The organism is Nocardia sp. CDC160 (genome assembly GCF_035818795.1).
Lineage (GTDB): Bacteria > Actinomycetota > Actinomycetes > Mycobacteriales > Mycobacteriaceae > Nocardia.
The window spans coordinates 1,151,180-1,167,874 of sequence record NZ_JAYKYT010000002.1 but is presented as its reverse complement, the minus strand read 5'-3'; the positions used below and the strand labels follow the sequence as shown (position 1 = coordinate 1,167,874).

At 66.9% G+C, this 16,695-nt stretch carries 13 protein-coding genes; 7 read left to right on the top strand and 6 right to left on the bottom strand.

Annotated features, from left to right (window positions below; translation table 11 throughout):
- Positions 1-16: 16 nt before the first annotated feature.
- The 6 genes from VMT40_RS12930 to VMT40_RS12905 all read left to right on the top strand — a co-directional run bounded on the left by VMT40_RS12930 (position 17) and on the right by VMT40_RS12905 (position 6,596).
- A complete protein-coding gene (locus VMT40_RS12930; protein WP_326358214.1) occupies positions 17-994 on the top strand; it encodes a replication-relaxation family protein in 978 nt (325 codons plus the stop codon).
- Positions 994-1,992 carry a C40 family peptidase gene (locus VMT40_RS12925; protein ID WP_326358213.1) on the top strand — a complete coding sequence of 333 codons (999 nt, stop codon included), beginning with the start codon at positions 994-996 and terminating at the stop codon, positions 1,990-1,992. Before VMT40_RS12930 ends, VMT40_RS12925 begins: the two co-directional genes overlap by 1 nt.
- 587 nt (positions 1,993-2,579) lie before the next feature.
- Positions 2,580-3,350 (top strand): hypothetical protein, encoded by a 771-nt coding sequence (locus VMT40_RS12920; RefSeq protein ID WP_326358212.1) that lies wholly within the window; start codon positions 2,580-2,582, stop codon positions 3,348-3,350.
- A 199-nt stretch (positions 3,351-3,549) separates the two neighbouring features.
- Positions 3,550-4,974: a cutinase family protein gene (locus tag VMT40_RS12915; RefSeq protein ID WP_326358211.1), complete on the top strand. Its 1,425-nt coding sequence runs from the start codon at positions 3,550-3,552 to the stop codon at positions 4,972-4,974.
- A 207-nt stretch (positions 4,975-5,181) separates the two neighbouring features.
- A complete protein-coding gene (locus VMT40_RS12910; RefSeq protein ID WP_326358210.1) occupies positions 5,182-5,877 on the top strand; it encodes an SDR family NAD(P)-dependent oxidoreductase in 696 nt (231 codons plus the stop codon).
- A 248-nt stretch (positions 5,878-6,125) separates the two neighbouring features.
- Positions 6,126-6,596, top strand: a complete 471-nt coding sequence (locus VMT40_RS12905; protein WP_326358209.1) for a GNAT family N-acetyltransferase — start codon at positions 6,126-6,128, stop codon at positions 6,594-6,596.
- On the opposite strand, the gene VMT40_RS12900 is transcribed toward VMT40_RS12905, so the two are convergent.
- From VMT40_RS12900 to VMT40_RS12880, 5 genes are all read right to left on the bottom strand, one after another.
- Complete coding sequence (locus VMT40_RS12900; protein ID WP_326358208.1) at positions 6,591-7,046, bottom strand: GNAT family N-acetyltransferase; 456 nt, start codon at positions 7,044-7,046, stop codon at positions 6,591-6,593. The genes VMT40_RS12905 and VMT40_RS12900 overlap by 6 nt on opposite strands.
- An 881-nt stretch (positions 7,047-7,927) precedes the next feature.
- Positions 7,928-8,971 carry a hypothetical protein gene (locus VMT40_RS12895; RefSeq protein ID WP_326358207.1) on the bottom strand — a complete coding sequence of 348 codons (1,044 nt, stop codon included), beginning with the start codon at positions 8,969-8,971 and terminating at the stop codon, positions 7,928-7,930.
- Positions 8,972-9,893: 922 nt separating this feature from the next.
- Complete coding sequence (locus VMT40_RS12890; RefSeq protein WP_326358206.1) at positions 9,894-11,651, bottom strand: AfsR/SARP family transcriptional regulator; 1,758 nt, start codon at positions 11,649-11,651, stop codon at positions 9,894-9,896.
- Between the two features lie 76 nt (positions 11,652-11,727).
- Positions 11,728-12,453, bottom strand: coding sequence for a hypothetical protein (locus VMT40_RS12885; RefSeq protein ID WP_326358205.1), 726 nt, complete (start codon positions 12,451-12,453; stop codon positions 11,728-11,730).
- Entirely contained in the window at positions 12,450-13,631 is a 1,182-nt protein-coding gene (locus VMT40_RS12880) for a hypothetical protein (RefSeq protein WP_326358204.1), read from the bottom strand. Before VMT40_RS12880 ends, VMT40_RS12885 begins: the two co-directional genes overlap by 4 nt.
- 941 nt (positions 13,632-14,572) lie before the next feature.
- Here VMT40_RS12880 and VMT40_RS12875 point away from each other — a divergent pair.
- On the top strand, positions 14,573-15,598 hold the full coding sequence (locus VMT40_RS12875) for a hypothetical protein (protein WP_326358203.1): 1,026 nt from the start codon (positions 14,573-14,575) through the stop codon (positions 15,596-15,598).
- 93 nt (positions 15,599-15,691) lie between these two features.
- Here VMT40_RS12875 and VMT40_RS12870 read toward each other — a convergent pair whose 3' ends face one another.
- Positions 15,692-16,540: an alpha/beta fold hydrolase gene (locus VMT40_RS12870; protein WP_326358202.1), complete on the bottom strand. Its 849-nt coding sequence runs from the start codon at positions 16,538-16,540 to the stop codon at positions 15,692-15,694.
- Between the last annotated feature and the right edge of the window lie 155 nt (positions 16,541-16,695).

The following is a 16,695-nucleotide window of genomic DNA, read 5'->3' as shown; positions in this document are numbered from 1 at the left end:
TCCCAGGAGCTTCGTGATGATTCCCGATCCGACTCGTCAACCGGCACTGCGGCATCCGTCGCGGGCAATGGCCCACGCTCAACTCGCCGAGCGTTTGACCGAACGCGACCGCTGGATGCTGCGCATGTGCCACGAACACCGTGTGCTGACCACCGGCCAGTTCACCGCGCTGGCGTTCTCCTCGGTCAACTTCGCCCGCCGCCGCCTGGCCCAGCTGCACGACTACGGCGCGCTCGAGAAATTCCGGCCCCTGCGCACCACCGGTAGCGCGCCCGCCCACTGGGTTCTCGGCCCCGCAGGAGCCGCAGTCCTGGCCGCCGAGGCCGGGGTGGAGGTCCACGACCTCGGGTACCGGCCCGACCGTGCGCTCGCGATCGCCCACAGCCTGCACCTGGCCCACACTCTCGGCGTCGTCGAGTGGTTCACCACCCTCGCCACCCGCTGCGGCGCCGACGACGGCGCACTGCTGGCGTGGTGGTCGGAGCACCGATGCCGCGCCCTCTGGGGAGATCTGACTCGACCCGACGGATACGGTCGCTACGTCCGCGGTGAGACCGCGCTCGACTTCTTCCTCGAATTCGACCTCGGCAGTATGGCTTTGGCCACCGTCGCGGCGAAACTGCACGGCTACGCCGAACTCGCCCGTACCAGCGCCGTCGTCACGCCCGTCCTGTTCTGGGTGCCCACCACAGCCCGGGAAGTACACGCCCGAAAAGCATTGCACGACATCTGGACCGGGCTCGCCGACCCCGAGGCAGTACCGGTCGCCACCGCCGCCGCCGATCTCCTCAGCCCCACCCACGCAAGCCCCGCCCAGCGAGTCTGGCTGCCACTGGAGACCACCGGCGGCGAACGCGTCCGCCTCGAGCAGCTCGCCGCCCGCTGGCCACGCATGACCCCCGCGCCCGCGACCGTACCGACCCCACCGGCGAGCCGTCACGCGGTGTTGGCCCCACCGCCACCGCTACCCCCGGCGCAAGCAGGTGATCGGTAATGCTCGGGCGGGCGCTCGCCGCGGGCGGAGTGAGCGTGGTGTTCACCTCCGTCGTGATCGCCGCCGTGGTTACCACCGTCACGGTCGCCAGTCACACCACCACCCCCGCGCCCAGCGTTGGCGCCGGGAGCGCACCGAGCCAAGAGGCCGTCTCCGACATCCCACCCACCATGCTGGTGCTCTATCAGCGGGCAGCAGCCGCTTGTCCGGGGTTGGACTGGAGTGTCCTGGCCGGCATCGGCAAAGTCGAGACCGACCACGGCCGCTCCAGCCTGCCGGGAGTAAGTTCCGGGGAGAACTTCGCCGGAGCCGCCGGACCGATGCAATTCCTCGCTCCGACTTTCGATTCCGTGGCCTCCCGTCACCCGATGCCCGCCGACGGCGCGAATCCACCGACGCGATACAACCCCGTCGACGCGGTCTACGCCGCCGCCTACTACCTCTGCGACTCCGGCGCCCCCGCCGATGTGTACTCGGCGATCTTCACCTACAACCACGCCGACTGGTACGTGAAAGAAGTCCTCGACCACGCCGCCACCTACCGCAGCCAAGCCCCCACCGGCACAGGCGATTGCGACAACACGCACGGCAACGACCGCGCCTCGCTCGTGCTGGCGTTCGCCTGCGCCCAGCTCGGGCAGCCCTACGTGTGGGGCGGCGACGGCCCCCAGGTCAACGGCGGCTGGGACTGCTCCGGGCTCACCAAAGCCGCCTACGCCGCCGTTGACGTAGCGCTACCTCGCACCGCCGCCGACCAGTACCATGCGGGACCGGTCATCCCTGAAAGTGCTTTGAGTCCAGGTGATCTCGTCTTCTACGGCACCGCCGACTACATCCACCATGTTGGCCTGTATCTCGGGGGCGGGAAGATCGTCAACGCTCCCACCTTCGGTGTGCCTGTGCGCGTGCAGGATTTGCACTATTCAGGCGATGACTATTTCGGCGCGACCTCGCCACTCACCGTATCCAGTGCAGGCTCCGGTGAGCGCGCCCAGTGAATTCCTGGCCAGGACAATACTCTTCGAAAGGTCGCGGCCGATGCCGAAACGCAATCGCAAGACGCTCAGTGCGCTCGCGGACTACAGCTACCTCACGCCGGGAGCACGAATGTTCAGCCCCTGTATCGAACAAGTCGAGATCCCTCTTGCCACCCCCAACTCGTGTACACACGAAGACACCCTCTGTGCCGAATGCGTCGACCAATGGCGAGCCGATCACCTTTTCTGCGAACGACTTCCCTGGGAACGCCGCCGCCGAGGCGAATAACACACCTCCGGAAAATAGCCAGCCGATTCCCGAACCGCCGCTCCGGCGGTCATGCGATCCGCACGAAATAGGATGCCGGGGCAATTCGTAATTGCCGTCCGAGCGGAATACGCCGGGGCGGAATGCGCCGAATACGCTGCGCTGCAATCCCGTACATCCGTCTTGTTTCGAATTCCGCTTGACATCACCGCATGTACGGAGCGTCCATGGTCGTGTCACCCCGCGAACCCCGGCAGCGCACCGGGCGGGGCGATACGTCCCGGCCGGGACATGACACCGCTTTTCCCGTTTTCGAACCGTTTTCAGAAAGGGGACCGTCATGTCCACCAACACCACCACGCCCGCGTCCGGCACCACCCGCACCGCGTCCGAAGACGCCCTGTGGACGGCTCTGGCCACCAAACCCGGCTCCACCACCAACGAGCTGGCCCAGGCAAGCGCGGTCGCCAAGACCAGCGCCCGCAAGATCCTGGCCGGATGGCTCGCCGACGGGCTCGTCACCCGCGACAACACCGGCACCGATTCCATGTTCCGATGGATGGCCGCGGAGACCGAGACCGCCGAGGCAGGCGGCGAAACCGACTCCGGCACAACCGAGATCGCCGCCCCCGAGGAACCCGCACCGCCCGCCGCCGACACCGCACCCGCTCCGGCGGCCGAAGCCGTAACCGAGCCCGAGATCGACCGGGCGCTGGTCGCCGACGCCGAACCCCCGGCCGTATCGGCCGCCCCCGCGCCGGGACGGGCCGACGAGCAGGCTGCCGACGCGGCGGCTCCGGCTCCGGCCGAGGACGCCCCCGCGCCTACGCCCGGCGTGTGCCCGACCTGCGGGCAGAAGGTGAAGAAGTCCCAAGGCACGCAGCCCGGCGCGCTGCGCGGGATGGTCGAGGACTGGCTGCGCGAGCACCCCGACCAGGAGGCCACCCCCGGCCAGATCTCCAAGGAGATCAACCGCTCCTCCGGCGCGATCGTCAACGCCCTGTTCTCCCTGGTCGGCAAAGGCATCGCGGTCGAGACCTGCGAACGCCCCCACAAGTTCAAGCTGCACCCCGACCAGAAGGCCGCCCAGGACGCCGAGCAGGCGAACTAGCCGCGCCCCCTGGTGCCCGGCGGCCCGGACCCCATGTCCGGGCCACCGGGCACCTGCCCGTCCGCCCTGTCCGGGCGCGCGGAGACGCCGCGAAAAATCTTCGCTTCTCGATGTCGAAAAACACCCCCGCAGAAGCAGTTCCCGTGCGCGAGGGCCATCCGGCCCCGCGCACGGTTCGACTTCTTCGGAGGCAAAGCCCATGCGTACCCACCGCTCCCGCTCCACACGCCCCGCCGCACCGCCCCGCCGTCGCGGGCGGGCACCGGCGCGAATCACCGCCGCCGCCATCGTCACGGGCCTGCTAGCGGCCACCGCGACCGCCGCCGCCATCGCAACCGGCACCGCCACCGCCACCGCGGCGTGTGCACCGGTCACCGCGATCCTGGTCCCCGGTACCGGCGAAACCAACACCACCGCCAACCCCGCCCAACCCGTGGGCCTGCTGGCCACCGTGGGCAACGGCCTGGCCGCCCGCTACGGCGGCGACGTCGACGTCCGCTATCTGCCCTACCCCGCCGCCGCAGCCCCCTACTCCAGCTCGCAATCCGCAGGCGTGCAGGCACTTTCGAGTCTACTCGGCGGGCTGTGCGCCCAGACCCGAGTCGTGCTCGCCGGTTACTCTCAGGGCGCCGACATCGCAGGCGATGTCGCCTCGTCCATCGGCACCGGCTCCTCCACGATCACGGCCTCCCGGGTCGCGGCCGTCGCGCTGATCGCCGACCCCCGCCGCGACTCGGCGACCGCACAACTGGGCACCAGCACCGACGGGCAAGGCGTATCCGGGCCGCGCACACAAGGATTCGGCTCGCTCGCCGATCGAGTCCGTACCGTGTGCGCTTCCGGGGACCTCTACTGCGCGACCTCGGATCAATCGTCGCCGGCATGGAGCGCACTCGGACGCGCCTTCACTGGCGAAGGACAAGACACCACGCCCGCGGTGAGCAGCACCTCCGGTGGTGACCTCGACGCGGCGACCGTCGCCCAGCAGGTAGTCGTCGTGGCTGGCGGACTCGCCTCGTTCGCCTCGGGCGTGCCGACTCTCCTGGGTGACCTCGGTGCGCTGCCCGCAGCAGTCCTCGCTGGCAATATCCCCGAGGCACACCGACTCTCCGGCGAGATCAACACCGCCTTCAGCCCGCTCGTAGGGCTCGCCGACAAGGCCGACCTCGGCCTCGTCGCCCGTGCCTTGGAGTTGGCCGCACCGATGGACTCCTCCGGTACCACGGCGATCGCAGCACAGATCGTCACAATCCTGGCACGCACCGACCTCTCTCGCGTCGCGACCGATATCGGTTCTGCACAGGAGATCGTCTGGCGCGCAACCGAAAAGCTCGCCGGGGGCGACGTCCTGGGCGCGGGGGTCGAGCTGGTCGGCATGGTGCCCGTCGCGGCCGACCTCGCCGCCACCGCCGCACAAGCCCTGACCGGCACCAGCGGCTCTGGTTCGTCGCTGGCTTCGGCGCTGACGAGCAACCCCGACACCAGCGGCGTGCTCTCTGATCTGGCACGCCAGGGCAGTGACGCGGCGCGCTTCTACACCTCCGGTGTCCACCAGACCGGCTACGACACCTACCTGCCCACTGTGCTCGATTGGCTCATCGCCCAGATCGACCACACTAAATAGGCGGAACACCAAAGACGCGGCTTCGGGCCTACCGACATTCGGTAGGCCCGAAGCCGCGCACTATGCGGCAATTGAGTGTGTTCGGGTGTGTCGAGGGCGACATCGCTCAGGCCGTGGGCTAGGGCGGTTACTGTCCTAGCTGGTTCATACGGTGCTTCTCGTAGCTCTCCCATTCCAGGGCAAGACCCATTAGAGAGGACGACAGTCATGACGATCACGGTGATCACCGGGGCCAACAAGGGACTCGGCTACGAAACCGCCCGCCAGCTGATCGCGGCCGGGCACACCGTCTATGTCAGTGCCCGCAACAAAGCCAACGCCGACCGCGCCGCCCAGGAGCTGGGAGGGATCCCGCTGCTGATCGACGTGACCGACGAGGCCAGCGTGGACGCGGCGGCCGAACAGGTCAAGGCCGAGCAGGGCCACATCGATGTGCTGATCAACAACGCCGGTATCGCCGGTCGAGACCGTTCACCGGCGAAGGTGACCGGCGCGGACGTGACCGAGGTCCTCGACACCAATGTTGTCGGCATGGTGCGCACGATCCACGCGTTCCTGCCGCTGTTGCAGCGCAGCAAGTCCGGAGTGATCGTCAACGTCGCCAGCGGATTGGGCTCGTTCGCCCGCGCCACCGACCCGGGCCGCATCGAGTCCCGCATCGTCAACATCGCCTACAACACGTCCAAGACCGCGGTGGCGATGCTGACCGTCCAATACGCGAAATCCTTCCCGAAACTGCGCATCAACGCTGTCGATCCCGGCTACGTCTCCACCGATTTCAACCACCACACCGGCGTGCTGACCGTCGAGGAGGGCGTAGCCCCTATCGTCGCGGCGGCCACCATCCCCGCCAAGGGACCCACCGGCACCTACACCGACGCCGTCGGCACCGTCCCCTGGTGACCCAGCACTGGTGATCGCAGGCGTGAATGGCCACTGTGCCTCGTCATTGCCTCGGGCCGTTGATCTTTCGTTGACCACATAGGCACGAAACTCGGCAGTTCAGTGCGTTCGGCCCGGGCGAGATCGCCTCGGCGAGTTGATCTTCGGCCCTGCCGAGTGGCCGCTTCGAACCGCGCGCCTCGCGGCAATTGAGTGCGTTCATATCATTCTCGGTAGAGGTGCGGCCAGAGAGATGCAAGCATCCTCGAATGAGTGAATTCGGGCACTTGAGCGAGACATTCAGGCAAGCGACCGCGCGGGACCTGCGTGAGGTACTCGAGAACCACGCTCGCTACTGGGGCGAGCGGGATCTGCGCTCGCTGCACCTGCCTGCTCTGGTGCACGAGTTTCCTGAGACCAGTCTGGTCGCAGTGGCAGACGACGGCATCCGCGGATACCTCCTGGGATTCGTCACCCCGGCACGCGTCGCCTATGTCCATCTGATCGCAACGCGCGATGATACCCGAGGTACCGGTCTGGGCCGCCGCCTCTACGCCGAGTTCGCGGCAGCAGCAGGCGAACAGGGCGCGGCGCAGCTCAAAGCTATTACCTCACCTGGCAATTCAGGTTCTATCGCCTTTCATCGGAGCCTCGGATTCGAGGTCCGGCTCGTCGAGGACTACAACGGGCCGGAACAGGCGCGGATCGTATTCACCAGGGAGTTGCGCCAGCCGTTATGACCCCGGTGAGGGCTGGAGCGGCTTCACCCATCGTGACCATTCAGCTTGCGGCGCATACCCGTTCGCTCTCCATGCGCTGTGTCCGAGTTCGTTGTCGTCGAGCACCATTGCGTCGACTCGGGATCCGCCGACCCGTGTGAATCGTTGTTCAGCGGCTTGGATCAGCAGTCGTCCGATACCGCTGCGGCGGCGATCGGGCGCGACGGCAAGGCGGTAGATGTGGCAACGCCACCCGTCCCAGCCCGCGATCACCGTGCCGACAAGTTCGTGACCATCGACGCCTTCGAGGTCAATGGCAAGGATCAGTGCTTCGGGGTCGCGGTCGATCAGCGCTTCGATCGCTGCGGTGGAGTCCGCCGGTCGATGAGCGTCTTCAGCGGCCCTACTCCAGAACGCGAGAACGGCCGGAGCATCGCTGTGATCAGAGGCGCGGAGATCGATCTTGGGCACGAATACACACTATCTAGCAGCCTCCGGCAAGATCACCCTCGATCGCACTGCATTCGGCATGAGCGCGCACTCTAGTTGACTGAAGCTAGCGGGCGATCTCGGATGGCGCTCGGCGAGGGCACATTCACCGGCCAGGTTTGGACCGCTTCCCCTCCGTGCTCACAGCGACGCCCAACCGAATAGTGCACCAACGGAATACGGCCAGTGCGCCAGTACGGTAGGCCGGGCCGGGCCGGGGCCGCCCGCCCGGTGCGCGCGGTGCGCCGGACGGGCGGCACCGCCAGTACCGAACACCGGCCGCCGACCAGCGGGCCGTGTGGGGGCCTGATCGCAACAACAGCGGCGCGGGGTAGGAGATCCGAATCTCCTACCCCGCGCCGCTGTTTGGCATTTCTACCCGGTTCGGCCCGGCTGCGCGGCGGTGCCGGTTCGCCGCCGCGCCAGGTTGTGGTGCCCGTCTACCGAGCACCCCCACCTCATGACCGGGCACGTTTCGCGGCGCGGGCTTCGGCGACGATTGCGGCGGCATCCCGGCCGCGCAGATCCCGTGCCTACAGGTAGGGAGCGCGCAGAGCGGCAGCGGTGTGCGTCGCGGGAACGGGGCCACATGCCCGCCCGGAGTAGGTAGGGGGCGTGCTGGAAATAGGCGGGCTGGGGCGGTCTCGTGCCGATCGTGCGCCGATGCCGCCGCCAAGCCGAACACTCCCGCCGCGATCGCGGTGTCGGACGTCGGAGGGTGACGTGGGGGCAGGTTCGGCTTGGCGGCGGTGTTGCGGCACCGGGCGGCTGGTCGTGTCGTCTGCCTCGATTCGTATGTGCTGGTAGGGGTTACAGGTGCGGGATGGGCGCGCGCCAGTCGGCGCGCGCCCATCCCGGGTAGATCAGGCGGCGGCGTTTGTGGTGCGGGTACGGCGTGCCCGTGCGGGCGTGATGGTGTCGGGCGCGTCAGCCGCCTTGGTGTTTTTGGCGGCGGGCTGCGCCTTATGGGTTGCTGGGGCCTTGGCTGTGCTGCCGGTCTTGGCCGCGCTGGTCGCCTTCGCGGCCTTGCCCGTGCTGGGTGCCTTGGCCGTCTTGGCCGCGCCCGTGGCCTTCGCTGCGGCAGGCTTGGCCGTGTCGGCGGTCGCCTTCGTGCTAGCGGCACGGGCCGGGGCTGCCTTCTTGCGGGCGGCGGCCTTCGGCTTCTCGGCGGTGGGCGCGGTGGCCTCGATGGGGGCGTCGGCCTGTGCGGGGGCGGCAGGTTCGGGCGCGGTCACCGGGGCGGGGTTCGCCGGTTCCGGTGTGGTGTCGGGGGCGGCCGGGGTGGTGCCCGCGTCGGCCGGGGCGGGGGTGGGGATCGCACGGGGCGTGGGTTCGATGGCGGCGGGTGCGGCAACCGGCGCGGGCCGCGCCGGGCTGACCGGCCCGGCCGGGGTGACGGGACGGGTCAGGATGGCCTTGGCGAAGGCGAAGGCGCGGGTGACCGTGCGCACGGTGGCGGCGGTGATCAGCACCAGGGCGGCGGCGGTGAGCACCAGGGCGAAGGCGGTGTGCGCCAGGGTGAGCTTCGCGGTGGCGAAGGCCGGGGTGACGGCGTGCCGGGCAGCGGTGATGCGGTGGGGCGGGGTGACCGGGCGCGGGGCCGCTACGCGCGCAGTGACGGGCGCGGCGGTCTGGGTCCGGCGGCGCGGCGAGGCGGCCGGTGCCGGTGCCGTGGCGGCGGCCGTGGCGGCGGTGGCGCGGTAGCGGCGGGGCGCGGACTGGGTCTGTTCGGCGTTGCCGTTGCGCACCAGGACATCGAGGGCGTTACCGATCGCGCCACTGGAACGGCCGGTGATCTTCGCGATATCGCGGGGGCTGTATTCGGTGCCGGAATTGTTGGCCAGCGTTTCGGCAACCATGCGCCGGAGTTCGCCGTTGGCCAATCGCGGGGTGGTGTTCGTAGTCATTTCGGGACTCCTTTTCGGATTGATCTAATTCGGGCCGCTGCACGTATCGGGCGGGGCCGGAATTCGAATTCGATGGGGTTTGATTTCCCCGGCGTGCCATTCGAAGCTAGCTCTGCTCGACCGCGAAACACAACCGATCTGGACAACTTTTTCACCCAATCTTCGCAGGTCAGGGCCCCGAACAAGGCAAGCAAGGAATGGAATGCAACTTGCGGCCGGCGTAGGGTCGAGGTTGCAAGGAGGCGAGAGCTAAGCGCTAAGCAAACAGGCGCGGCATGATAGGCCGACAGGTTCGGCCTATCTGCACTATGGATAGCCCCGATAGACGCCCGAGCGGGAGCGCGAAACAGCCGCAGGCCGCCCGCCTGATGTATTCATCCTCCTACCGGGGGTAGGGACCCTGGTCGAGACGGTGACAAGAAAAAGGCTACCTACCAGGGGATACGCGAGGGTGCAGGGGTGGCGACTTGACGAACACCCCGACCAGGACACCCAACAACACCCCGAAAACCACCCCGAGCACTCATCCAATTGAATTCGCCGGACATCAGAGCTTCATGCGGTTGAATATCCAAATCCTGCCCCAACCCCAACAGCTACATGCGTCGTGCGCTACACATCTCGACGCATGACTTCAGGTTGCGAACCGAAAGACGTAAATCCTCACAGAGAACGCTATTCTTGATGTGCATAGAAATTCCAATGCTGTTGAATTATAGGCCCGCAGAATGTTGAATATAGTTCAACTTAACTCGATAGCTCATCGGCACGAATAACGCGACGAAAGCAACGAACTTCAGGTCGCATTCTTAACGAACCAGCGTGGACCGGAACGCCATCGATAGCCATGGCCGCTGTTCTGCAACAAACCTTCATATCCGGCCGTTTTGTATTTATTTCGCCTTGATGAGCGAACTGCGTCTCATCGATTCTTGATGGCGCGCATTCGGGTCTTGGATGTGTGTAGCTGGCGTGCGAGGTCGCGGGTTTCTCGGCTGGGCTTTTCGCCGATATCGGCGAGCCGTCGGGTGAGCAGGGCCAGGGTGTCGGCGATGGCATGGTGTTCGCCGAGTCGGGCGTGCAGACGCATCATGTCGCGGTAGAGGTCCTCGTTGTGAGGATCGATGCCCATGGCGGTGCCGAGCAGATGCAGTGTGGCGTGCGGATCGTTGGTGACGAGGATCTGCGCGAGCGCCCCTACCGCGGCCAGGGCTTCGCGACGGGCGTGCTGTCGGATCGGTTCGAGCCAGTCGGCCTCAAGGTCGGCGGCCAGTATCCCGGCCGCGGCCAGGCCGATGATGTGCTCGCAGGCGGCGCGGCGGTCGGCTTCGGTCACTGCGTGGCGGTGGCTGGTGAGAGCGTCGGTGAAGGCGGTGTAGTCGATGGTGACGCGCTTGGGGTCAAGGCGGTAGCGGCCCGAATCGCAGAGCACGATCTGGCCTGCGGTGCCTGCGCTGGCGGTGGCGAAGGCGGCGCGGATGCGGCCGAGTGCGGTGTGTAGTGCGTTGGTCGGCCGGTGTGGGCATTGGTGGCTCCACAGGGTGTCGATCAGCTGCGCGCGGGTCAGCCCAGCCGGGTGTAGGGCCAGCAGCGCCAGCAACTCGCGACTGCGCCGCTGCAACCGGACGATGACCTCCGCCCCCTCACCGGGTCGATCAGCAGCGGCGCAGGAGGCCCGCCACGTCACACGCAGCGGCCCGAACAGCGCGACCGTTACCGTGGGGGCCGGATCGTCTGCTTCTCGCGTAAGCGTGGCGCAGGGCGCAAGAACCGCATTCGACTGCGCAACAAGGGTTTCGGAGCATCCGGGCAGCTCGGTGGCCGAGGCGGTAGGCACCGGCGCGACGATCGGAGCTGGTACCGGCGGATGCGGCCGAGGAGTAACCGGTCGAGACTCGACACGGCCGACAGCGGCATGGTTGACCGAGTAGACCCGGGGTATCTGGTCGCGGGGGAAGCGGAGTCGGCCTGCGCGCCGCCAGGGACTCCACACGCGAGCGACCGGAGCCGCAATGCGGGCACGCACGTTGACGGCGAGAGGACGAGTTGCGGCGATACTGTTGCGGCCCAGCGGGATCAGGCCGTAGAGAAGGGCCGAGGCGGCCGATTCGTCGTATGGGAGGCAGCCGACCACCTCGGCAGAAACGTCCGCGGGCACCGGGCGCGGGTCGCCCACCAACACAACGACCGCGCGAGGGTAGCGGGACTTCAACCCCTCGGCGCTGCGTAGTGCAGCGAGATCGCCGGTGCGAACCACCAGGAGCAGGAGGGCGGCGTGGGTGAGCAGCGGTGCTGCTGCCGAGTCGGTGCGGACCAGGCCGCAGTCTGCGATCACGACCGACTCCCGTACCAGTGCGCGATCGCAGGAAATCGGCCTGGTGAGCGCCTCGGCGACTTCCTCGGGTGCGGTGGGGGCGGCCAGGTACGCGACGCCGCTGGGGTGGTGTTGCAAATGTGCTTCGAGGTCGGTAGCGGTGAGGGTGCCGGTCTCGCCGGCCGCCGCGGTGAGGCTGGCCAGCCCCCGCTGGGGATCTCCGCCGCAACGCTCGGCGAGGATGCCGCCACGTATATCGGCTTCGAGCATGATCGCCCGTTCGGGGCCCGGCCACAGCGCGGCGATCGCGAGGGCGGTCGTGGTCGCGCCCGATCCCGGTGCGAGTCCTGCGACTGCGATCAACATCCTCACCACCCCTTTCCTACGTATATGGTTGTTTCGAGATTCATTGCTGGACAGCAGTTCTGGCCGATCGCGGTTCTCACAGTGGCGTGATGGCGGTGATCAGCGTGCTGTGGTTGGCCTCGTCGGTCGAGATGCGTTGCCGCCACAGGTTCTTGGTGCCGTCTGTGCGCGTTTCAGCCACCTCGACCGCGAAGAGGCCGTGGTCGAGTGCGGTGATGTGCGCGCAGTAGGTCGTCGCCGCCGGGATCGAGTCGATCCCGGCCTGGATTTCCGGGGCCTGCGGAATGGCAGCTGCGTCGGCCACCATCTCCCGCGCCCAGTGGGCGTCGCGGGCGAGATAGTAGGCGGCCTCAAACAGTTCGATCGCCGCAGCCCCGCCCTCGGCATGTACTCCGCGCGGCCCGGCCACCAGCGCGGCGAGCTGACGCTCGCGGGCGGCCGATACGCATCCGGCAGCGTTGCCGCTATTCACCAGACCGGACACCGAGGGCGACTGCCACACCGCCGCCGAGGGCGAACTCCCAGAACCTGACTCGTGGGCTCGACCGTGGTCGGACAATGCGGCAACCCCCAAGATCGAGGCGGCGAGTACTGCCCCTGAGCTGGCTAGCACCACAAGGCGGGAAGGGCGACCGCTGGGTAAGAGGGGCAATCTGGTCTGCCTCGGTTCCTCGGCCCCGCAATGGCTATCGGGACTTCCGGCATCAACGGCGAACCAGTGAGCCAAACCGGTTGTAGGCGAGTGTGGTTCGGTGTCGAGGATGATCTCCGGCATGTCGGGATCGTCGATGTCGATGCTCATGACAGGCCGTCCTTGTCCCACACCGGCGATTGCGTCAGCGGCTGCCACGGATCGGGGTCCACGTGCGCGGCGACCGTATTGATCAGGGTGTCGGCTACGTCGGCGGCGACCGGTATCAACGCTTGCGGATCGAGCGCGGCCTGCTGCATCCAAGTCAGCTCGTTCGGCTGGGGTACGCCCTCGCCGCCGTCGGTGCCCAGAATCTGGTCGGCACCCGGAATCTGCAGGCCGCTCTGATCGAGGGCGGTCGCGGCTTGGTCGGTGAGATAGTCGTTCCACTGCAGTTCGTGAGCCGCGATCGGCTCGGGCATCCACTCCGGGCGCGCGATGCTCACCGCGCCGACCCGCACCACATCAGCAGGCGGCGCTGCGATCTCGGTATAGCCCGGACCGTCAGGTACACGCACGGTCTGCGCAGGAGCCGAAGGTCCGTGAACTGGTAGCGACGGCGAAGCGCCCGACACAGGCTCTGAGGAAGGCGGAGTCGATGTCGAAGGCTGAGCAATGGCCTCGATGGCGGCAGGGGAAGTGGTGTTGGCCGAGGGTCCTTTGCCGTTCGAGGTGGCCGGCGCGGCCGGGCGCGGAGCTGCGCTCACTCCGGGCTGCCCGGCCGAAGGCGGATCGGAGATCAGTCCGGGCTGCCCGACCGGCGGGGCTCCCGCCGCGTACGGGCCGCACAACAACGTGGCCGTCACTGCGCAGACCGTGATCAACAGACGTGGCCGGGCACCGACCGTCTGTGGGCGGCGATGTGGCACGCGTGCACGATGGGACCGTGTCGGCGCGGGCCGCGTGACCGCAGGCACCACACCGGCCAGCGCCCGCCCCCGCAACGAGGTCCACAACTCGCCTTCCCGCAACGCTCGAACATGTACCGCGTGGACGCGAATCCCCTTGGTGCCCAGGTATTCACACAGCACCTCGACTCGTCCGTCGACCGGCGCTTCCATGCGAATTGGGGCGACCGCGATCACGACCGCCGTGTCGGCTCCTGATCGCACACGCCCGGCGATCTCGGCATCCAGATGGGTGGTCCACTCACACTCGAGGACGTGACCCTCGTACAGCCAAACCACCCAAATGCCTACCGCTGCAACAGAATCAGCAGCCTCGCGGGTCGCAGCCACCAACGCTTGCGCCTGCACCGACTTCGAACGCTTACGCATCGACCAGCTCATTGCACACCTCCGGATTGAGCCCGCGCGACATCATCAGCGCATGTGTCGGCCCACAGCGCACGCGTCATCGACGCGCGCCGAGGAACTGGCCAGCGCACAGCACGGGAGTTGATGAATTCATGAATTGAACGAATCGCGCTCGGTCTGACCCCGTCCGGAAGGACAAAGGCGCAGGACCGATGCGCTCATCCAGCAGCTGCCACCGCAGACTGTGGGAAACGTCGCCTCTACCCGAACGAAACGTTCGAGAAAAGGACGATCAGGTTATCTTCTTCGGCCGCCGAGTTCTCGAATCTGCCCCTGCGGGTGTAACTCGAATATTGCTCGTTGCCCGAAGTCCTCTCACGATATCCCTGGAGTGTGACCTGCGCAACACTCGCAGTAGATATCGGTCTCTGACCAGGCAAGCGATCGAGGCCGCGGATGCCTCGTAGCTCTGAGATTCCGCTCTGTTGCTGCAAGGTCGACGTTATTGCCGCAGGTGTCCAGGGCTGCCGGTTTTCGACCGAGATGCAGCCCTATGGCGAGGCGGCGCGGGTTCGGCCGGTCGCGTAATGGTTTTCACGATTCACAATTTGTGGTGCCGGATTTGCCTGATGCTGGCTATTAGCGGACTAGACTCGGGAATTACAGTCCGATGGCCATGGGCTCCAAACGGTTCGACGCGAACCGCGCCGCAGTACCGAAACACCGGGAAGCTGTTTCTCCGGTGGCAGGGGAGGTCGGTGCGGAGAAGGGGTCGAGTGATCATGGCCAGTCCACAGCGTTCTCCCGGCGATTCCGGCGACAACAAGCCCAAACCGGGTAAGAAGCGCCATCTCTCCGCGGCACGACCCTCATCCGTGCCGGCCGCAGGTCACGAGAAACAAGGGCGTACCGACCTACCTCGCTCAGGGGTAGCGCGCTCGCCGAAACAAGGTACCGCGACGCGGGGCTGGGTCGTGATCGAGACCCTGACCGGCAACCGCGATGACGCGACACTGATCCTCAATGACGAAGAGCCTCGTGCGTTTTCGAAGCTGGCACGAGCCAGCCTTCCCCGCAACCTCGTCGAAGATCTCGTGGGCGAATGCCTCGACAACGGGGGCAACAATTACAAAGCCTCCACCGACAGCCAGGACCGAGTATTCAGAGTCTCGGCCATCCCGGTGCGCGGACCGGCCTCAGACGACATCTTCGCCATCTCCTTGTTTTCGGCGGGCCTGCTCGAACCGCTGCCCAAACCCCCGATTGTCGGCACGGTCGAATGGACGCCGTCCGGTCTGCTCACCACCAACCCGGCCGCCGAGTACCTGCTGCGCCCGCCCAACGAACTGCCCGGCGGGCGCACCGTCCCGGAACTGCTGGCCAGCTTCGACCGGTGGGAGCCCCGCGCGGAGTTCCTGGACATGTTCACCTTCGTCGGGGCTCCGGCTGACCACTGGGTCGGCACCGCCGCCAAACGCTACGAGGACGGAACACACCACCAGTTTCACATCACCGCCCGCGCGGTGGGGACGGGAGACAAGCGCCGCGTACGTGCGGTGATCTGCGATACCAGCGCCACCAGTACCAGCCATGACACCGACATAGCTGTAGCTGCGCTGCGCGCCGTGCCGATCTTCCCAGGCCACGCCCTAGCGTTGGTGGACCTCAAGAGCGCTTTCGTGCACGAATGGCTCGCCGAGGAACACAGCCCGTTGGCCGGATGGCGACACCACCACCCCCTCTACGACCTCGACGGCCGCAACCGAGTCGCGCTCACCTGTCAAGAACTCGCCACCGGTGCCCGAGACCGTGCCCTCATCACCGTTCGAGTCCGGTTCACCCCAACCGACGACTGGATCGAGGTCACCGGAGCCTGGACTCGTATCCCGTCCTCGGACGGCCGCCCCCAAGCGATCCTCGACATCACCCCCAGCCCCAACCCGCCCCCACCGATCAAGGGCTGCGACGTCTGCTACGACATCACTCACCCCCGAGACTGAGAACGGATCTGGCAGGTGACGGGCCTGGCGAGCCAGCTCGGCTGGCCGACGTGCGCCATCGCCCCGCCGTGATCCGCGCTTTGGTGCGCGGCTCTAGTCGCAGAACGAGCGCAGGATCGCGTGGGCGTGATCGACGAACAGAAGATGTCCTGCGCCGGGCACCTCTTCATACTTGCTGTCGGGGATGGTGTCGGCCAATCGGCGGCCGTCCTGCACCGGGACATTGCCGTCTGCGTCACCGTGCCAAATATCAACGGGCACAGTGATATCGGCGGGATCGAACCCCCACGGTCGGGCGAACAGTAGCTGGAAATCGCGCGCGACTCCGCGAGTGCCCGTGGCGAAGGCGGTATTGATGTTCTCTCCGAGCTGATCTCGCAGCCGACCATCTTTCTCGACTCGAGCACGATCGGCTGGGGACATCTTCTTGATCATCGCATCCAGTCCACGCTGCGTGCGCACCACCTTCGCCAGCCGCGCTGACACCGGGCGCGCCAGCCACGGAAACCGGCGCAAGATCAGCAGTCCTGCAGCGGGTTTCACGTCACCGGAACCCTTTGTCGCGGACGGGGTGTCGAACGGGGCTACCGAGCTGACGGCGATTGCCTTACTCACCCGGTCGGGCATCTGGCACGCAGCCGCCAACGCGTACGGACCACCAGCAGAAGCACCCAACACACCGAACCGGTCGAAATGGAACCGGTCGGCGATCGCCGCCGAAGTCTCGGCGAAGTCAACAACCTGCTCACGCGAGGCCAGCTCCGACATGCCCATGCCAGGCCGATCGATCGCGATTAAGTGCACCCCGACCTCGGCCGCGGGGATATCAGCGAAGGCGACCCCCTCGACATGACAGCCAGGTGCCCCGTGAAATGCCAGCACCGGAAAGCCGTCTCGGTCGCCGCACTCCATCCCGCCCACTGTCGCGCCCTGCCACGTCATCGTCCATCGCGTAGGAGACATCACACCAGCAGAATAGGTACTGGCGAATCGCCAGCACCCCGAAACAGGCAAGGCTGTCCGGTTTGCCTCGCAATGCATTGTGAAGTGCAGCAAAAGATCATCGGACCGCTAGGCGGATGAGCACCGCCTCACAC

Bases quoted from the DNA above. Each gene is read 5' to 3' on its own strand.
- VMT40_RS12920 (WP_326358212.1), top strand. From the start codon at position 2,580: ATGTCCACCAACACCACCACGCCCGCGTCCGGCACCACCCGCACCGCG.
- VMT40_RS12885 (WP_326358205.1), bottom strand. From the start codon at position 12,453: ATGAGCATCGACATCGACGATCCCGACATGCCGGAGATCATCCTCGAC.
- VMT40_RS12930 (WP_326358214.1), top strand. From the start codon at position 17: ATGATTCCCGATCCGACTCGTCAACCGGCACTGCGGCATCCGTCGCGG.
- VMT40_RS12910 (WP_326358210.1), top strand. From the start codon at position 5,182: ATGACGATCACGGTGATCACCGGGGCCAACAAGGGACTCGGCTACGAA.
- VMT40_RS12895 (WP_326358207.1), bottom strand. From the start codon at position 8,971: ATGACTACGAACACCACCCCGCGATTGGCCAACGGCGAACTCCGGCGC.
- VMT40_RS12905 (WP_326358209.1), top strand. From the start codon at position 6,126: ATGAGTGAATTCGGGCACTTGAGCGAGACATTCAGGCAAGCGACCGCG.
- VMT40_RS12925 (WP_326358213.1), top strand. From the start codon at position 994: ATGCTCGGGCGGGCGCTCGCCGCGGGCGGAGTGAGCGTGGTGTTCACC.
- VMT40_RS12880 (WP_326358204.1), bottom strand. From the start codon at position 13,631: ATGAGCTGGTCGATGCGTAAGCGTTCGAAGTCGGTGCAGGCGCAAGCG.
- VMT40_RS12870 (WP_326358202.1), bottom strand. From the start codon at position 16,540: ATGACGTGGCAGGGCGCGACAGTGGGCGGGATGGAGTGCGGCGACCGA.
- VMT40_RS12890 (WP_326358206.1), bottom strand. From the start codon at position 11,651: ATGTTGATCGCAGTCGCAGGACTCGCACCGGGATCGGGCGCGACCACG.
- VMT40_RS12915 (WP_326358211.1), top strand. From the start codon at position 3,550: ATGCGTACCCACCGCTCCCGCTCCACACGCCCCGCCGCACCGCCCCGC.